The 16324-nt window shown below is 62.4% G+C and carries 18 protein-coding genes; all 18 read left to right on the forward strand.

Annotated elements, in window-relative coordinates:
- Positions 1–37: 37 nt before the first annotated feature.
- The 18 genes from cbiD to C6Y32_RS03900 are packed head-to-tail and all read left to right on the forward strand — an operon-like array spanning position 38 to position 16318.
- Complete coding sequence (cbiD, locus tag C6Y32_RS03820) at positions 38–1165, forward strand: cobalt-precorrin-5B (C(1))-methyltransferase CbiD (RefSeq protein WP_164998125.1); 1128 nt, start codon at positions 38–40, stop codon at positions 1163–1165.
- Positions 1162–1848: a precorrin-2 C(20)-methyltransferase gene (gene cobI, locus C6Y32_RS03825; RefSeq protein ID WP_164998126.1), complete on the forward strand. Its 687-nt coding sequence runs from the start codon at positions 1162–1164 to the stop codon at positions 1846–1848. Before cbiD ends, cobI begins: the two co-directional genes overlap by 4 nt.
- Positions 1845–2600 (forward strand): precorrin-4 C(11)-methyltransferase, encoded by a 756-nt coding sequence (gene cobM / locus C6Y32_RS03830; protein WP_105203845.1) that lies wholly within the window; start codon positions 1845–1847, stop codon positions 2598–2600. The genes cobI and cobM overlap by 4 nt, the downstream gene beginning before the upstream one ends.
- Positions 2597–3583, forward strand: a complete 987-nt coding sequence (locus tag C6Y32_RS03835) for a cobalt-precorrin 5A hydrolase (RefSeq protein ID WP_105203847.1) — start codon at positions 2597–2599, stop codon at positions 3581–3583. The genes cobM and C6Y32_RS03835 overlap by 4 nt, the downstream gene beginning before the upstream one ends.
- Positions 3580–4581 (forward strand): glutamyl-tRNA reductase, encoded by a 1002-nt coding sequence (locus C6Y32_RS03840; RefSeq protein ID WP_105203849.1) that lies wholly within the window; start codon positions 3580–3582, stop codon positions 4579–4581. The genes C6Y32_RS03835 and C6Y32_RS03840 overlap by 4 nt, the downstream gene beginning before the upstream one ends.
- A complete protein-coding gene (gene cobJ / locus C6Y32_RS03845) occupies positions 4578–5318 on the forward strand; it encodes a precorrin-3B C(17)-methyltransferase (protein WP_105203851.1) in 741 nt (246 codons plus the stop codon). Before C6Y32_RS03840 ends, cobJ begins: the two co-directional genes overlap by 4 nt.
- On the forward strand, positions 5305–6561 hold the full coding sequence (gene cobK, locus C6Y32_RS03850; protein ID WP_105203853.1) for a precorrin-6A reductase: 1257 nt from the start codon (positions 5305–5307) through the stop codon (positions 6559–6561). The genes cobJ and cobK overlap by 14 nt, the downstream gene beginning before the upstream one ends.
- Entirely contained in the window at positions 6539–7426 is an 888-nt protein-coding gene (gene hemC, locus C6Y32_RS03855; RefSeq protein WP_105203855.1) for a hydroxymethylbilane synthase, read from the forward strand. Before cobK ends, hemC begins: the two co-directional genes overlap by 23 nt.
- Positions 7413–8897 carry a uroporphyrinogen-III C-methyltransferase gene (gene cobA, locus C6Y32_RS03860; RefSeq protein ID WP_105203857.1) on the forward strand — a complete coding sequence of 495 codons (1485 nt, stop codon included), beginning with the start codon at positions 7413–7415 and terminating at the stop codon, positions 8895–8897. Before hemC ends, cobA begins: the two co-directional genes overlap by 14 nt.
- On the forward strand, positions 8881–9858 hold the full coding sequence (hemB, locus tag C6Y32_RS03865) for a porphobilinogen synthase (protein ID WP_105203858.1): 978 nt from the start codon (positions 8881–8883) through the stop codon (positions 9856–9858). Before cobA ends, hemB begins: the two co-directional genes overlap by 17 nt.
- On the forward strand, positions 9858–11126 hold the full coding sequence (hemL, locus tag C6Y32_RS03870) for a glutamate-1-semialdehyde 2,1-aminomutase (RefSeq protein WP_105203860.1): 1269 nt from the start codon (positions 9858–9860) through the stop codon (positions 11124–11126). The genes hemB and hemL overlap by 1 nt, the downstream gene beginning before the upstream one ends.
- A complete protein-coding gene (locus C6Y32_RS03875) occupies positions 11123–11488 on the forward strand; it encodes a sirohydrochlorin chelatase (RefSeq protein ID WP_105203862.1) in 366 nt (121 codons plus the stop codon). The genes hemL and C6Y32_RS03875 overlap by 4 nt, the downstream gene beginning before the upstream one ends.
- On the forward strand, positions 11485–12681 hold the full coding sequence (gene cbiE, locus C6Y32_RS03880; protein ID WP_105203864.1) for a precorrin-6y C5,15-methyltransferase (decarboxylating) subunit CbiE: 1197 nt from the start codon (positions 11485–11487) through the stop codon (positions 12679–12681). The genes C6Y32_RS03875 and cbiE overlap by 4 nt, the downstream gene beginning before the upstream one ends.
- Positions 12678–14063: a cobyrinic acid a,c-diamide synthase CobB gene (locus C6Y32_RS03885; RefSeq protein ID WP_105203866.1), complete on the forward strand. Its 1386-nt coding sequence runs from the start codon at positions 12678–12680 to the stop codon at positions 14061–14063. The genes cbiE and C6Y32_RS03885 overlap by 4 nt, the downstream gene beginning before the upstream one ends.
- The gene (locus C6Y32_RS03890; RefSeq protein WP_243562532.1) at positions 14063–14584 is read left to right on the forward strand and encodes a bifunctional adenosylcobinamide kinase/adenosylcobinamide-phosphate guanylyltransferase; all 522 of its coding nucleotides are present in this window, start codon (positions 14063–14065) and stop codon (positions 14582–14584) included. The genes C6Y32_RS03885 and C6Y32_RS03890 overlap by 1 nt, the downstream gene beginning before the upstream one ends.
- Complete coding sequence (locus C6Y32_RS03895; protein WP_243562511.1) at positions 14581–15351, forward strand: adenosylcobinamide-GDP ribazoletransferase; 771 nt, start codon at positions 14581–14583, stop codon at positions 15349–15351. The genes C6Y32_RS03890 and C6Y32_RS03895 overlap by 4 nt, the downstream gene beginning before the upstream one ends.
- Complete coding sequence (locus C6Y32_RS15090) at positions 15348–15743, forward strand: bifunctional adenosylcobinamide kinase/adenosylcobinamide-phosphate guanylyltransferase (protein ID WP_129589381.1); 396 nt, start codon at positions 15348–15350, stop codon at positions 15741–15743. The genes C6Y32_RS03895 and C6Y32_RS15090 overlap by 4 nt, the downstream gene beginning before the upstream one ends.
- Positions 15734–16318 (forward strand): histidine phosphatase family protein, encoded by a 585-nt coding sequence (locus C6Y32_RS03900; RefSeq protein WP_164998127.1) that lies wholly within the window; start codon positions 15734–15736, stop codon positions 16316–16318. The genes C6Y32_RS15090 and C6Y32_RS03900 overlap by 10 nt, the downstream gene beginning before the upstream one ends.
- Positions 16319–16324: the final 6 nt, after the last annotated feature.

Here is a 16324-nt window from a genome sequence, read left to right on the forward strand (position 1 = left end):
CGCCAGGCAGCGGGAGAGAGTATGGGGGTGTAGACCGGTGCGGCAGGTGATAAAAAATGGACAGGCCCTGCGCCGGGGCTACACCACCGGCAGCTGTGCCGCCGCCGCTGCGGTGGCCGCGGCTTGGCTGCTGCTGCGCGGGGAGAACCTGACCCAGGTGCAGATCACGCTGCCCGGCGGACAGACGGCCCAGCTGCCGGCCCAGGTGTGCTGGCAGCAAGACTGCACAGAGGCCCGGGTGGTTAAAGATGCCGGGGACGACCCCGATGTGACCCACGGCATGGGCATTACGGCCCAGGTACGCTGTATCCCATCCGGCATAGAGCTGCTGGGTGGGGCCGGGGTGGGCACAGTGACCCAGCCGGGGCTGCAGGTGCCGGTGGGCCAACCGGCCATAAATCCGGTGCCCCGCAGGATGATCGAGGAGAACCTGCGGCGGCTGTGCGATACCTGTGCGTATAGCGGTGGACTGCAGGTGCGCATCGGCGCTGAAAACGGCGCCGAGATCGCCAGAGAGACCTTTAATCCGCGGCTTGGCATTGCGGGGGGGATCTCTATTCTGGGGACCACTGGTATCGTGGAGCCCATGAGCGAACGCGCTCTGACCGAGACCATCCACCTGCTCGTTGACCGGGCCAAACTGCGCAACCCGGAGAGAGTGGTACTTTCCCCGGGGAATTATGGGCGTGATTACTGCCTGGAAAAGCTGGGGCTAGACCTGGAAAATAGCATTAAATTTTCGAATTTCATCGGTGATACGTTGGATTACCTGGTGTATAAGAGCTTTAAACAGGCGCTGCTGGTGGGACATGTGGGAAAGCTGGTAAAGGTGGCCGGCGGAGTGATGAACACCCATTCTTCGGTGGCTGACTGCCGCATGGAGATACTGGCTGCCCACGCCGCTGCCTGTGGGGCACCGCGTGCGCTGGTACAGCAGCTGCTCTGCTGTAATACCACCGACCGCGCGGTGGAGCTGCTAGACCGGCACGCACTGACCGGACCGGTATTTGCTGTGGTGCTAGAGCGGATATGCCGACAGATCGACTACCGCACCAAAGGGCGACTGGCAGTAGAAGTGCTGCTGTTTGGCAGCGGGCAGACGCTGCTGGCCCAGACCGATGGCGCCCAGGCGCTGGCGGCGCAGATAAGAGGAGAACACAGATGACGGGAACTTTTATTAGCGTGGGGGTAGGCCCCGGTGACCCACAGCTGCTGACATTGGCGGCGGTGGACACCATTAAGCGCTGCCGGGTGGTGGCACTGCCGGCCAGCGGTGCCGGGGACAACGCGGCAGCGCGCATTGCCGGGGCGTTGCTGGAGGGCAAAGAGCTGCTCTACTGCCCAGCCCCCATGAGCCGCGACCGCGGGCAGCTGCAGGCGGTATTTGCCCAAAACGCCGACCTGCTGGCCGGCTATTTGGACCGGGGGGAGAATGTGGCGTTTTTGACGTTGGGAGACCCCACGGTATACGCCACCCCGATGTATTTGCACCGCATTTTAAAAGAGCGGGGGTACCCCACCCGTATCGTGCCGGGGGTGCCGTCGTTTTGCGCGGCGGCGGCGGCTTTGGATATGCCGTTGTGTGAGGGGGGCGAGATGCTGCATGTGATACCTGCTTCGTACCCGGACAGCCAGCTGGCGCTGGATTACCCCGGCACCAAAGTGCTGATGAAGTCGGGGCGCAGCCTGCAGCAGATAAAAAAACAGCTGGCGGCGAGGCCGCAACTGCGCGCGCGGGCGGTAGAGCGCTGTGGGATGCCGGGACAGGCGCTGTATGAAGATCTAAAACAGATAGATGAAAGCGCCAGCTATTTTACAGTAGTGATCGCCAAGGAGGAGAGCCAGTGATCGATTTTGTGGGAGCGGGACCGGGGGCACCAGACCTCATCACTGTGCGGGGCCAGCAGAAGCTGGCGGCCGCCGACATCGTTATCTACGCCGGGTCGCTGGTGAACCCTGAGCTGCTAAAGAGCACCAGACCGGGATGCGAGATCTATAACAGCGCGGCCATGACGCTGGAAGAGGTATTGGCAGTGATGCAGCGGGGAGAGCGGGAGCACAAGAACACGGTGCGCCTGCACACCGGTGACCCCTGTCTGTACGGTGCGATCCGCGAGCAGATGGACCGGTTAGAACAGCTGGGCATCGCCTACGAGGTGGTGCCGGGCGTGAGCTCATTTTGCGGGGCGGCGGCGGCCGTGGGAGCGGAGTACACGCTGCCCGGAGTGAGCCAGACGGTGATACTGACCCGCCTGGAGGGGCGCACCCCGGTGCCAGAGGCCGAGCGCATACCGGCGCTGGCGGCCCATGGCGCCAGCATGGTGGTGTTTTTGAGCGCCAGTATGCTAAAAAAACTATCGCGCCAGCTGTTGGAGGGCGGCTACCGGGCCGATACGCCGGCGGCCATCGTATATCGGGCCAGCTGGCCCGATCAGCAGATCGTCCACACCAAAGTGGGGGAGTTGGCAGCGGCGGCAGCCAGCCACGGGATAGACAAGACGGCCCTTATTTTGGTGGGGGAGTTTTTGGGCGACGAATACCAGCGCTCAAAGCTCTATGACCCGGGGTTTTCGCACCTGTTTCGCGAGGCCAGCCAGTGAAGTTAGCGCTGTGTGCCTTTACCGCGGCGGGGGCGGCGCTGGCCCGATATATTGCCCAGCTGCCCGGTTACAGCTGTACGCTGCGCCCGCGCGATATGCCGCTGGACGAGTTCGTTGCCACCTGGATGCCCGACTGTGAGGGACTGGTGTTCGTGGGGGCGGCAGGTATTGCGGTGCGGGCTATCGCGCCGCACCTGCGCCGTAAAGACCGCGACCCGGCCGTGCTGGTGCTGGACGAGAAGGGGCAGTTCGTCATCCCTATTTTGTCGGGGCATTTGGGGGGCGCTAATGCGCTGGCCACCAAACTGGCCCGGCAGCTGGGAGCCACCCCGGTACTGACTACGGCCACCGACCTGAACGGCGTATTTGCCGTGGACCTGTGGAGCCAGAAGGCGGGCTGTGTCATCGGTGAGATCGACCGCATCCGGGCGGTATCGGGCATGCTTTTGCGGGGCCAGACGGTGGGCCTGTACAGTGATTTTGAGGTGCGCGGACAGCTGCCGTCGGGCCTGGAGACGGGAACCGGGGCGCAGGTGGGGCTGTGCATCTCGCTGGATGGAAAAAGACAGCCCTTTACGACTACGCTGCACCTGTACCCCCGCATCGTGACGGTGGGCGTCGGCTGCAAAAAGGGGACCGACGCACAGGCATTGGAGCGCTTTTTTGTACAGTCGCTGCAGCTGGCCGGCGTTTCGCCGCTGGCGGTGCGGGGGCTGGCCTCTATCGACCTCAAGCGGGAGGAGCCGGCCATCTGTGCGCTGGCGCAAAAGTACAGCCTGCCTTTTTGGACCTATTCGGCCGCGCAGTTGCAGGCGGTGCCGGGACGGTTTGCCGTATCGGATTTCGTGCTGCGCACCACCGGGACGGACAACGTGTGCGAGCGCAGCGCAGTGGCTGCCGGCGGAGAGCTGATCTTATCGAAGCAGGTGTGCGACGGCATGACGCTGGCGCTGGCGGCGGCAGATTGGAGTTGTAGCTTTTGAATATCTGTATGGCGGGCATCGACCACAGCTTGGCGGGCATTGACATCCGTGAAAAATTTTCATTTACCAAGTCGCGCTGTCAGGAACTGTATGACAGTTTGCGGCAGCAGCGCGGTGTGTTGGGGGCGGTACTTCTGTGCACCTGCAACCGCACCGAGGTGTACCTCTCGTGTGCGGAGGACCATGCGCCCGACCCGTTTTTGCTGCTGTGTGCGGCCATGGGCGAAGATGCGGCGCAGTATGCGCAGATGTACCGCGGCCGCCGCGGCCGGGAGGCATTTTGGCACCTGTGCCGGCTGGCCTGCGGGGCCAAATCGCAGATATGGGGCGAGGACCAGATCATCACCCAGGTGAAAAATGCCCAGGCACACGCCCGGGCCTGCGGGGCTATCGACAGCTATTTAGAGGTGACTTTTCGCACGGCGATCGCGGCGGCTAAGGATATAAAGACCAAGGTGCGCTTTTCGCGGGCGGTGGACTCGGTAGCGGCACAGACGCTGGCGGCTGTAAAAAGCTTTGGACAGCCGGTAGAAGAGGTTCTGGTGATCGGCAACGGGGAAGTGGGCAAGCTGGTGGCGCAGGCGCTTTTAGACAGCGGCTACAGAGTGAGCATGACGCTGCGCCAGTACAAGTACAGCCAGGTAGAGCTGCCGAGCGGCGCACAGGCCTTTGACTACAGCCAGCGCTACGAGCAGATGCCCCGCTTTGACGCGGTGGTGAGCGCGACTTCCAGCCCCCACCACACGATAAAGCTGGAGGGCTTTACACAGCTGCAGCGTCAGCCGGCGCTGCTCATCGATCTGGCGGTGCCGCGGGATATTCAGCGCAGCATCGGTCAACTGCCGGGCATCACCCTGTATAACGTGGATACGCTGTCGGGGCAGGATATCGCCGCTGACCACCGCCGACAGCTGGAGGAGATAGACCGGTTGATCGAAAGGCACTATGCAGATCTACAGAAGTGGCGGCGATACAGAGAGGAGGTAGTGGCGCAATGAGCAAACTGTATGCGGTGGGCCTGGGCCCGGGCAACAGCTGTTTTATGACCGGTGACGCACTGCGGGCTATAGAAGAGAGCGACACGGTGGTGGGCTACACGCTGTATGTAGAGCTGGTAGCTGACCTGACAGCGGGCAAAACGGTGCTCTCGACCCCGATGAGGCGGGAGGTGGAGCGCTGCCGGCTGGCTTTGGAACAGGCGGCGGCCGGCCATACGGTAGCGCTGGTGTGCAGCGGCGACAGCGGAGTGTACGGTATGGCCGGCGTCTTGTTGCAGCTGGCGCAGGAGTACCCGGCGGTGCAGGTGGAGATACTGCCCGGTATCACCGCCGCCTGCAGTGGTGCGGCCGTGCTGGGGGCGCCGCTCATCCACGACTTTGCCGTGATCAGCCTGAGCGACCTGCTGACGCCGTGGGAGAAGATCGCCAGGCGGCTGCAGCTGGCAGCACAGGCGGATTTTGTTATCTGCCTGTATAACCCGGCCAGCAAAAAGCGGCACGACTATCTGCAGAGGGCCTGCGATGAGGTTCTGCGCCATCAATCGCCCGCTACCGTTTGCGGTGTGGTGCGCAACATCGGCCGCGCAGGGCAGCAGAGCCAGGTGTGCACGTTGGCACAGCTGCGGGATATGCCGGCGGATATGTTCACCACCGTGTTTATCGGCAACAGCCAGACTATGCAGATCGGCAATCGCATGGTGACGCCCCGGGGGTACTGCACTGATGGCGCCCGGTAAGCTGCTGCTGTTTGCCGGCACCAGCGAGGGGCGGGAGCTGTTTGCCCGCGCTCTGAACTGCGGTATCGACGCCGAGGCGGCGGTGGCCACCGATTACGGCCGCAGCCAGCTGCAGGAGCTGGGCGGAAAGATACATACTGGGCGGCTGGACGAGGGGCAGATAGCGGCGATGCTGGCCGGCGGGACATACCGGCTGGTGGTGGATGCCACCCACCCCTATGCCGATAGGGCCACGGCCAACATCGCCGCCGCCTGCGCGGTGCGGCGGGTACCTTACCTGCGGTTGGTGCGGCCCGAGCAGCCGGGCGAAGAGGTGATAAACTGCACCGATATGGCGGCGGCAGTAGACTACTTGCGGGATACCGATGGCGGAATTTTATGTACCGTCGGCAGCAAGCAGCTAGAGCAGTTGTGCCAGCTGCCGGACTACCGGAAGCGGGTTTACGCCCGCATTTTGCCACTGGAAGAAAACCTGTCTGCCTGCCGGGCGCTGGGTTTCGCGGGGGCGCACATCCTGTGTATGCAGGGGCCGTTTTCGGCCGAGCTGAATGCGGCACTTTTGCGCCAATACAGTTGCCGCTACCTGCTGACCAAGAGCTCGGGCGCGGCGGGTGGATTTGCGCAAAAGCTGCAGGGGGCAAAGATGGCCGGCGCCCAGGTGGTGGTCATCGACCGCCCCACCAGCGAACAGGGACTTTCGCTGGCAGAGGTGTGGCGGCGCATTGCTGCGATTTGGCAGCTGCCAGAAGAATGGGAAGTGTCGGCGGCGCGGCGGTGCTACTTTCCACTGTTTGTGCAAACAGCGAACAAGAGGGTGCTGGTGGTGGGCGGCGGCCAGGTGGCGACCAGGCGCGTGCAGTCGCTGCTGCACTTTGATTGGCAGCAGGTGACAGTGGTGGCGCCACAGGTGAGCAAACATCTGCGAGACCTGGCCGGGCAGGGGGCGATATGCTGGCGTAAGCGCTGCTTTGCCGAGCCGGACGTGAGGCAGAGCGATATGGTGCTGGCGGCCACTGACAGCAGTGAAGTAAACAGATGGGTCGTCAATTGTGCACAGGATCGCGGCATTTTCGCAAACAACGCCGGCGACCGGCACCAGTGCGACTTTTACTTTCCCGCGCTGGCGCTGGGGGAGACACAGACGGCAGCGCTGGTGGGGCGCGGCGGAGATCACCGGCAGGTGGCCCGCACGGCGGCAAAGATCCGGGAGGTATTACGGCATGAAGATAACGGTAGCGAGTAGAGAGAGCAGGTTGGCAGTCATCCAGTCGCAGCTGGTGATGGAGGCCATAAAAGCGGCGCACCCAGAAATAGAGCTGGAGCTCTTGACCATGAAGACCACCGGTGACAAGATACTGGACCGCACGCTAGACAAGATCGGTGGTAAAGGACTGTTTGTGAAGGAACTGGACAAGGCGCTGCTGGAGGGGCGGGCCGACCTGACGGTGCACAGCTACAAAGACATGCCCATGGAGGAGGACCCGGCGCTGCCAGTGGTGGCGGTGTCGCCGCGGGAAGACCCCCGCGATGTGCTGATACTGCCCCTGGGGGCAAAAGAGTTGGACCCGGCGCTGCCGCTGGGCTGTGCCAGCGCCCGCCGCCGCATACAGCTGCAAAAGCTGTACCCGCACATGCAGGTGAAACCGGTGCGGGGCAATGTTTTGACCAGGCTGCAAAAGCTGGACCGGGGCGAATATAGCGGGCTGGTGCTGGCCTATGCGGGCATAAAGCGGCTGGGACTACAGGCGCGCATCGCCCATATCTACTCGGTCACGCAGATACTGCCGGCCGCCTGTCAGGGGGTGATGGCCGTGCAGGCCCGGCGCGATTTTGACGCGACACCGGTACGAGCAGCCCACGACCCGCTGGCCAAAGTAGTCTGTGACTGCGAGCGCAGCTTTGTGCGGACACTGGATGGCGGCTGTTCTTCACCGGTGGCGGCCTATGCTACGGTGAAGGGGGATATCATTACCCTGACCGGGCTTTTTGCCGGTGAGGGCAGCGACGACTTTGCCATTGACAGCTGCCGCGGTCCCATTGACCGGCCGGTGGAGCTGGGACAGACGCTGGCAGAAAAGATGAGGGGGGCTTTTGGTGGCGGCAGGTAAAGTGTATCTGGTGGGGGCCGGACCCGGAGACAAGGGATTATTGACCCAGAGAGGGGCGGCGCTGTTGGCGGCGGCCCAAACGGTGGTGTACGACCGGCTGGTGGGCGCTGATATTTTAGCGATGATACCTGCCGGGGCCAAAAAGATAGATGTGGGCAAACGCGCCGGCGACCACCCGGTGCCCCAGTGGCGCATCAACCAGATACTGGTGGAGCAGGCCCAGAATGGGGGGCCGGTGGTACGGCTAAAGGGTGGCGACAGCTTCGTATTTGGCCGCGGCGGCGAGGAGCTGGAGGCCCTGCGGGAGGCGGGTATCGCCTTTGAGGTGGTGCCGGGCATCACCTCGGCCATAGCGGCGGCTACCTATGCCGGGATCCCGGGGACCCACCGGGACTTCTGCTCGTCTTTACATATCATTACCGGGCACCGGCGACAAGACCAGCAGCTGCAACTCGATTACCCGGCGCTGGTGCGGTTGGGCGGTACACTGCTGTTTTTGATGTCGGTAGCCAGTGCAGGAGAGATCGCCGAGGGGCTGCTGCGGGCGGGGATGGACCCGCAGATGCCGGCGGCAGTTGTAGAAAACGGCACCCGGCCCCAACAGCGGCGTTTTGTCACCGCACTGTGCCGACTGGAGGATACGGTACAAAAAAACGCAGTGCAGTCGCCGGCGCTTATTATTGTGGGGCGGGTGTGCGCCTTAGCCGATGAATTTGACTGGTTTGATGCTCTGCCCCTGAAGGGGAGACGCTTTTTGGTGACCCGCTCGCGGGATGGGGCCCAGAAGATGGCTGACGGCCTGCGCCAGTTGGGGGCAGAGGTTGTTTGCGCCCCGACCATAGAGACCCGCCCGCTAGAGTTTTTATGGCCCGACCTAAGCCGCTATACGGCACTGGTATTTACCAGCGCCGTAGGAGTAGAGGCCTTTATGGAACGGCTGTGGCAGCAGAGACAGGATGCACGAGCTCTGTTTGGCCGAAGACTATTTGCCGTGGGCCGACAGACGGCGGCGGCGCTGCGCCCCTACGGGCTGCGGGCAGACTTTGTACCCAGTCGGTACAGTGGACAGGACCTGGCTAAGCAGCTGCTGGAGCAGCGGCTGGTGGGGCCAGAAGACGACCTGCTGCTGATACAGGCCAGGGTAGCAGCACCACAGTTGGGGCAGATTTTGACGGCCGCGGGCATTGCCCACAAAAAGCTGGACGTGTACGAGACGGTGCAGCTGCCGGTGACCGGTGTTGACCCGGCGGCGTTTGATGCAGTTACTTTTACCAGTGCCAGCTGCGTGCGGGGACTGGTGGCGGCGCTGGGGGGCACATATGACTGCCGCGCGATACGCGCGCTCTGTATAGGGCCACAGACGGCCCGTGCTGCCGCCGCGTGCGGCATGCGCGTAGAGGTGTCGCCGGAGGCGACGATACCAGCCATGCTGAGATGGATGGGAGAGTTGGCTTATGATGAGAGGACGTAGACTGCGCACCACCCCCATGTTGCGGGAACTGGTGCGGGAGACGCGTATGAGCGCCGAGGCGCTGGTGCTGCCGGTATTTATTAAAGAGGGGCAGGATATCAAAGAGGAGATACCGTCGCTGCCCGGGCAGTACCACTGCAGCCCTGACCGCATCGGCGAAGAGATCGAGCGGGCGCTGCAGTGTGGGGTATCGAAGTTTTTGCTGTTTGGCCTGCCGGAGCACAAGGATGAAGTGGGCTGCGGCGCCTATGATGATGACGGTGTAGTCCAGCAGGGGCTGCGGGCCATTCGGCGCCAGTTTGGCGACCGCGTGTACCTGATCACTGACATCTGTATGTGTGAGTACACCTCGCACGGGCACTGCGGCATACTGAGCGGGCAAACAGTGGACAACGACCAGACACTGCCCTATCTGGCGCGCATTGCCGTTTCACACGCGCGGGCGGGAGCAGACATGGTGGCCCCCTCGGACATGATGGATGGGCGGGTAGAGGCTATTCGCCGGGCGCTGGACGAGGCCGGCTTTGGCCATTTACCCATACTGTCGTACGCGGTGAAATACGCCTCCAGCTTTTACGGACCATTTCGCGATGCGGCTGGCTCAGCTCCCAGCTTTGGCGACCGCAAGTCGTACCAGATGGACTGCCACAACCGCCGGGAGGCGATCAAAGAGGCGCTGGCCGATGTAAAAGAGGGGGCTGACCTGCTGATGGTGAAGCCTGCGCTGGCCTATTTGGACGTGATACAGGCGGTAAAGCAGCATACCCATCTGCCACTGGCCGCCTACAGCGTGAGCGGGGAGTATGCCATGACCAAGGCGGCGGCCGCCGCCGGGCTCATCGACGAATACGGGGTGATGTGTGAGAGCGCGGTGGCGGTATTTCGCGCCGGGGCGGATATCCTCATCACCTATTACGCCAGAGAGCTGGCGGGCGCCATACAGAGAGGAGATATTGGCTGATGGGCAGATCGGAAGAGCTATACCAGCGGGCCAGACAGGTGCTGCCCGGCGGGGTAAACAGCCCGGTGCGGGCCTTTCACGCTGTGGGGGGCGCACCGCGCTTTATGGCCCGGGCGGCCGGCGACCGCATATATGATGTAGATGGCAAGGCCTATATCGACTATATCGGGTCGTGGGGGCCGATGATCTTGGGGCACAGCGACCCGGTGATCTTGCGGGCGGTGCAGGAGACCATGAAAAACGGCCTGAGCTTTGGCGCGGCCACCGAGCTGGAGGTACAGATGGCCGAGCTCATTTGCCAGCTGGTGGAGCCGGTGGAGATGGTGCGCATGGTAAACAGCGGCACCGAGGCGGTGATGAGTGCGATCCGGCTGGCAAGGGGCTATACCGGCCGCGACAAGATCATAAAATTTGCCGGCTGCTACCACGGTCACTGCGACAGCATGCTGGTAAAGGCGGGCTCGGGCGCACTGACGACCGGCAATCCCGACAGCAGCGGTGTGACTGCCGGTGCGGCCCAAGATACGCTGCTGGCAAACTATAACGACCTGGACTCGGTGGCGGAGCTGTTTGCCAAGAATGCCGGACAGGTGGCGGCGGTGATCGTAGAGCCGGTGGGGGCCAACATGGGTGTAGTGGGGCCGGCTGACGGTTTTTTGTCCGGGCTGCGGCAGCTGTGCGACCAGTATGGAGCGCTGCTCATCTTTGACGAGGTCATCACCGGTTTTCGCCTGGCGCTGGGCGGCGCTATGGCCTATTTTGGCGTGGAGGCCGATCTGGTCACCTATGGTAAGATCATCGGCGGCGGGATGCCGGTAGGCGCCTATGCCGGTAAACGCCGGGTGATGGAGTTCGTTTCGCCGGTGGGCAGCGTGTACCAGGCGGGAACCCTGTCAGGAAACCCGGTGGCTATGGCGGCCGGGCTGGCCACACTGACCCAGCTGCGCGACCGGCCCCAGATATACGGCGAGATAGAGGAAAAGGCCCGCTATTTGGCCGCGGGTATCCGCCAGTACACCGACTGCCAGGTGAACCAGGTGGGGTCGCTGGTGTGCGCATTTTTTAGTGACGTGCCGGTGACTGATTACGACACCGCCCGCCAAAGCGACACCACTGCCTATGCCCGCTATTTTCACTTTTTGTTGGACCGCGGTATCTACATTGCGCCGGCGCAGTTTGAGGCGATGTTTGTGGGCGCCGCTCACACCCAGGAAGACCTTGACCGCACACTGGAAGTTATTAGACAATTTGGAGGGATACAAGCATGACCGGAACGCTGATCGTTGCCCACGGAAGCCGTGAAAAGACCACTGAAAAGACTTTTGAGGCCATTATAGAGATGGTGCGGCAGAAGGTGACTCCTCCGCTGGAGAGCGCCTATATGGAGTTTTCAGAAAAAAATATTGCCACTGGGCTGCAGAGGCTGGTCGACCAAGGGGTGGACCACGTGCGGGTAGTGCCCTACTTTTTGTTTTCGGGCATCCATATCAAAGAAGATATACCCGGTGAGGTGCAGGCTTTTTGTGACTGTCACCCGGGGGTGACGGTGACCATGGGCAAGGCGCTGGGTGAGGACCCGCGCATAGCGGATGTGTTGGCCCAACGGGTAGCGGAGTCGGCCGAGCTGTGAGAAAGCTGACGGTTATGGGAGCCGGCCCGGGGAGCTTGGCACTTTTGACCGGTGAGGTGCGGGCAGCTATGGCACAGACCGACCTGCTGCTGTGCACCCCGCGGCTGCACCGCCAGCTGGGGGCGCTTGCCGCCAACAGCCGGTCTATGGGGCTGCCGGAGATATTTGCGGCGCTGGATACAGCGCCGGACAGCGCTGACTGGGGCGTGTTGGTATCGGGCGATGTGGGCTTTTACAGTTTGGCCGCCTCGCTGCAAAAGCGGTACAAAGACTGCTGGCAGCTGTGCTTTTTACCCGGTATCAGCAGCTTGCAGCTGCTGTGCGCGCGACTGGGCGTCGATTACCAGGACACCTGTATGCTGAGTGCCCATGGCCGCGGCATGCAGATCGTACCCTGGGCGTGCTATAACCGGCAGGTATTTGCCCTGACCGGCGGAGTGCTGAGGCCCCAACAGCTGTGTGCCCAGCTGCTGGCAGCCGGCCTGGGGAAGCTGCCGGTGACAGTGGGGGAAGATTTGGCGCTGCCGAGCGAGCGCATCACCACCGGCACGGCGGCCGAACTGGCTGAGCAGACGTTTGGCGACCTGAGCGTGATGCTGGTACAAAACCCCGATGCCCGCGACCCAGCCCGCTGTTTACACGACAGCGACTTTGTGCGTGGGGCGGCCCCCATGACCAAAGAGCCGGTGCGCGCTCTGTGCCTTGCCTATTTAGAGGTGGCACCGGGCGACTGTGTATACGACATCGGAGCGGGGACCGGATCGGTGGCGGTATCGGCCGCTTACCGCGCCTGCCGGGGCACTGTGTACGCCCTGGAGCGAGACCCGGAGGCGCTGGCGCTGTTGCGGCAAAATATTGCCGCGCTGGGCGCCTACAACGTAGTACCGGTAGATGCCGAGGCACCGGATAAGCTGGCAGTGTTGCCGCCGCCGGACGCGGTGTTTATCGGCGGCAGCGGCGGAAAGCTGGGTGATATCATCGACCAAGTGCTGCTTAAAAATCCCGCTGCCCGTCTGGTGATCACCGCCATTACACTGGAGACGTTACAGAGGGCCATACAGGCACTACAGCGCCACGATATAGAACCGCAGATCACCAGTATTTCTGCGGCCAATGCCAAAAAAGTGGGGGCGAGCCATATGATGATGGGACAAAACCCGGTGTATATCATAAGTGGCCGAAGCGGGCGATGAAAGGCACCTATAACCCGCCCCGGTTGCTGCTGGCTGCTACCGGCAGCGGGGCGGGAAAGACGACCTGTACCTGTGCGATACTGCGTGCTCTGCAGCGCCGCGGCCTGCGCCTGCACAGTTTTAAATGTGGGCCCGATTACATAGACCCCATGTTTCACACCAGGGTACTGGGGGTGCCGTCTTACAACCTGGACACGGTGCTCTGTGGGCCGGCAGCGGTGTGTGACCTATTGGCGGCCCACGCGGGCGGGTGTGATCTATCGCTGATCGAGGGTGTGATGGGGCTGTATGACGGGCGCAGCATGATGGAAGAGCAGGACTCGACCAACCAGCTGGCACTGCTGACCGGTACCCCCACGGTACTGGTGGTAGATGTGCGGGGGATGGGGCGCTCTCTGGCCGCGCTAGTAGAGGGATATTTGCGTTTTGCACCCAACCAAGTGCAGGGCTTGCTCCTGAGCAGGTGCAAGCCGGCCATGTTTCCGGTATACCGGGAACTGTTGCAGCAGCACTGTGAGATACCCGTTTACGGCTATTTACCGCCGGTGCCCCAGGCAGTGCTGGCCAGCCGCCACCTGGGGTTGGTGACAGCTGGAGAGGTAGCCGATCTGCAGCACAAGCTGGATCTGCTGGCCGATGAGGCCGAGAGCTCGATAGATCTGGAGGGGCTACTGGATCTGGCTAAGACGGGGCGGCCATTTATCGCCGAGCCGCTTTGGCCAGACTTGACCAGTACAGCGGCACCGGTGCGGATAGGGCTGGCCTGGGATGCGGCGTTTTGCTTTTTTTATCAGGACAACCTGGACCTGCTGCGCTGCTGTGGGGCACAGATCGTCCCTTTTTCTCCTGTAAAGGATAAACACTTGCCAAAAGATCTGGGCGGGTTGATCCTGCCTGGGGGATACCCGGAGATGTACGGGCGGCAGCTTTCACACAACGAGAGCATGCTGGCCGACTTGCGTCAGGCGGCGGCAGAAGATATGCCCATTTACGCCGAGTGCGGTGGCTTTATGTATCTGCAACAGGCTATTACCGACCAGGATGGGGAGCGCTGGCCCATGGCCGGCATCCTGCCGGGCGAGAGCAGTATGGGTCAGAGATTATGCCGCTTTGGCTACCACCAGTTGACAGCCAAAAGAGATACGCTGCTATTTAAAGCCGGTGAGCAAGTGATGGCCCATGAGTTCCACTATGCCGACAGCAGCTGTAATGGAGATGCCTTTACAGCCAAAAAGGGCGGGCGCAGTTGGGAGTGTGTTGCTGCCAAGGGACAGATACTCGCCGGTTACCCCCATCTGCACTGGGCGGGAGCGCCCCAGATCGCGCAGCGTTTTGTCGATGCCTGCCGAGCGTACCGCAAGAACAGAGGGACCACACCGTGATGGCGCTGCTCTGCGGGCCCTCGGGCAGCGGCAAATCGCTGCTGGCCGAGACGCTGGCCCAGCGCTGGGGGAAAAACAAGCTGTACGTGGCCACCATGGAGCCGTTTGGCGACGAGGCGGTCCAGCGTATTCGACGTCACCGGCAGCAGCGGCAACACAAAGGCTTTTTGAGCGTGGACCGCTACACCGATATCGGCGCACTGCATACCCGCGGCTGTGATACGGTGCTGCTGGAATGCATGGGCAACCTGCTGGCCAATGAACTCTATGCCCCTGGCGGAGCCGGCGACAGGGCCGATACTTACATTTTGCAGGGGATCACCGCACTGTACGAGCGGTGTACCCACCTGATCGTGGTGACAAACGAGGTGGGGGCCAGTGCCGACGAGTACAGCAGCGAGACCTGGCACTATATCGAACTGCTGGGGCGCATCAACTGCCTACTGGCAAGACAGAGCGATCTGGTGGCCGAGGTGATATGTGGGGTGCCGCATTTTTTGAGAGGAGAGGCGCTGTGGTGAGAGAACTGCTGGGTGGTCTGGCGACCGCATTTACCATGTATTCGGTGCTGCCTATGCCGCAGGTGCAGTGGAAGAAGAGCACGATGAAGTATGCGATGTGCTTTTTCCCCTTGGTGGGCGGTTGTATCGGGGCGGCAGTTTGGGGATGGCTGCAGCTGTGCCGCCACCTGACGCTGGGGGCGATGTTGACGGCGGGGGGAGTGGTATTGCTGCCACTGCTGCTGACCGGCGGGATCCATTTGGACGGATTTATCGACAGCTGTGATGCGCTGGGTTCACACCTGGAAAAGCAGCGCAAGCTGGAGATACTGAAAGACCCCCATGTAGGCGCTTTTGGTGTGATCTACTGTGGGGTGCTGCTGCTGGCAAGCTATGCGCTGGCCGGACAGTTTGCCGCCGATACCCGGTGGTGGGTGGTGCTGTGCGCGGGCTTTGTGCTGTCGCGCAGCATGAGTGCTGCGGCGGTGGTGAGCTTTCCCATGGCCAAAAAAGAGGGGCTGGTGTATCTGTTTTCAGACAGTGCTGAAAAAAACACGGTGCGCGCTACCAGCTTTTTATATGCGCTGCTGGCGCTGCTGACTATGGCAGCTGTCAACTGGCGGGCGGCAGCGATAGCCGCGGCCGGCTGTGTGGTGCTGTTTTGGCTGTTTTGGCGGATGTGCATGCGGGAATTTGGCGGGCTTTCGGGCGACTTGGCAGGTTTTTTGCTCTGCGTGACCGAGCTGTGGCTGCTGGCAGTGGCGGCGCTGGCGGGGTGCTTTTTATGAGAGCGCTGATCGTTGGTGCGGCGTATAGCGGCAAGCGCCACTACACTGAACAGCTCGGCTACCGGCCCCAGGATATTTTTGACGGCGGGCGGGACGACTGGCGCCAATTAGCTCGGTACCCGGTGTTGGGCGAGCTGCACCTGCTGGTAAAGCGGCTGCTGGCGGAGGGGATAGAGCCCCGGACAGTGCTGCAGCCCTACCTGCAGAGGGGGGACTGTGTGATCCTCTGCGATGAGGTGGGGGCCGGGGTAGTGCCGATAGAGGCCGACCGGCGCCGTTGGCGCGAGGAAGTGGGGCGGTTGTGCTGCTGGCTGACCGGCAAACTGCCCCTGGTGGTGCGGCTGTGCTGCGGCATCCCCACTGCAGTAAAGGGGGAACTGCCGTGCGTGTAGAGATCGCGCTCATCCGCCACGGGGCGACAGCGGGCAACCGGCGGGGGGCCTACATCGGCTGCACCGATGAGCCGCTGTGTGTCGAGAGCACCCGGCAGCTGCAGCTGGATCGACAGCGGGGGCGCTACCCGACGGTAGAGACTGTATTTTGCAGCCCTTTACGGCGGTGCGTGCAGACCGCCCAGATCGTGTATCCCCAGCGGCAAGCCATGTGTGTAGAGGCGCTGCGGGAATGTGATTTTGGCCAGTTCGAGGGAAAAAGTCACCACCAACTCAGCGGACACCCCGCCTATCAGCGGTGGCTGGACAGCGGTGGGCGTACCGCCTTTCCCGGCGGAGAGGATCCCGTGCAGTTTCGGCGGCGGTGTTGGCGCGGATTTACCGAGCTTTGCGCCGGCCTTTACCGGGATGAGCGGGCCGCAGTAGTTTGCCACGGGGGCACCATTATGGCGGTGCTGGAACAATGCGGCCGGCCGCGCGGCGATTTTTACCGCTGGCAGGTCAAAAACGGCGGCGGCTACCGCTTTTACTTTGATACCGAGACCCAGATGGCCAGTGAGATACGGCCGCTGTAGACAATA

This window comes from Neobittarella massiliensis (ex Bilen et al. 2018) (assembly GCF_900289145.1).
In the GTDB taxonomy this organism is placed as follows: domain Bacteria; phylum Bacillota; class Clostridia; order Oscillospirales; family Ruminococcaceae; genus Neobittarella; species Neobittarella massiliensis.

Bases quoted from the DNA above. Each gene is read 5' to 3' on its own strand.
- cobI (WP_164998126.1), top strand. From the start codon at position 1,162: ATGACGGGAACTTTTATTAGCGTGGGGGTAGGCCCCGGTGACCCACAG.
- cobJ (WP_105203851.1), top strand. From the start codon at position 4,578: ATGAGCAAACTGTATGCGGTGGGCCTGGGCCCGGGCAACAGCTGTTTT.
- cobK (WP_105203853.1), top strand. From the start codon at position 5,305: ATGGCGCCCGGTAAGCTGCTGCTGTTTGCCGGCACCAGCGAGGGGCGG.
- hemC (WP_105203855.1), top strand. From the start codon at position 6,539: ATGAAGATAACGGTAGCGAGTAGAGAGAGCAGGTTGGCAGTCATCCAG.
- hemB (WP_105203858.1), top strand. From the start codon at position 8,881: ATGATGAGAGGACGTAGACTGCGCACCACCCCCATGTTGCGGGAACTG.
- hemL (WP_105203860.1), top strand. From the start codon at position 9,858: ATGGGCAGATCGGAAGAGCTATACCAGCGGGCCAGACAGGTGCTGCCC.
- C6Y32_RS03875 (WP_105203862.1), top strand. From the start codon at position 11,123: ATGACCGGAACGCTGATCGTTGCCCACGGAAGCCGTGAAAAGACCACT.
- C6Y32_RS03885 (WP_105203866.1), top strand. From the start codon at position 12,678: ATGAAAGGCACCTATAACCCGCCCCGGTTGCTGCTGGCTGCTACCGGC.
- C6Y32_RS03890 (WP_243562532.1), top strand. From the start codon at position 14,063: ATGGCGCTGCTCTGCGGGCCCTCGGGCAGCGGCAAATCGCTGCTGGCC.
- C6Y32_RS15090 (WP_129589381.1), top strand. From the start codon at position 15,348: ATGAGAGCGCTGATCGTTGGTGCGGCGTATAGCGGCAAGCGCCACTAC.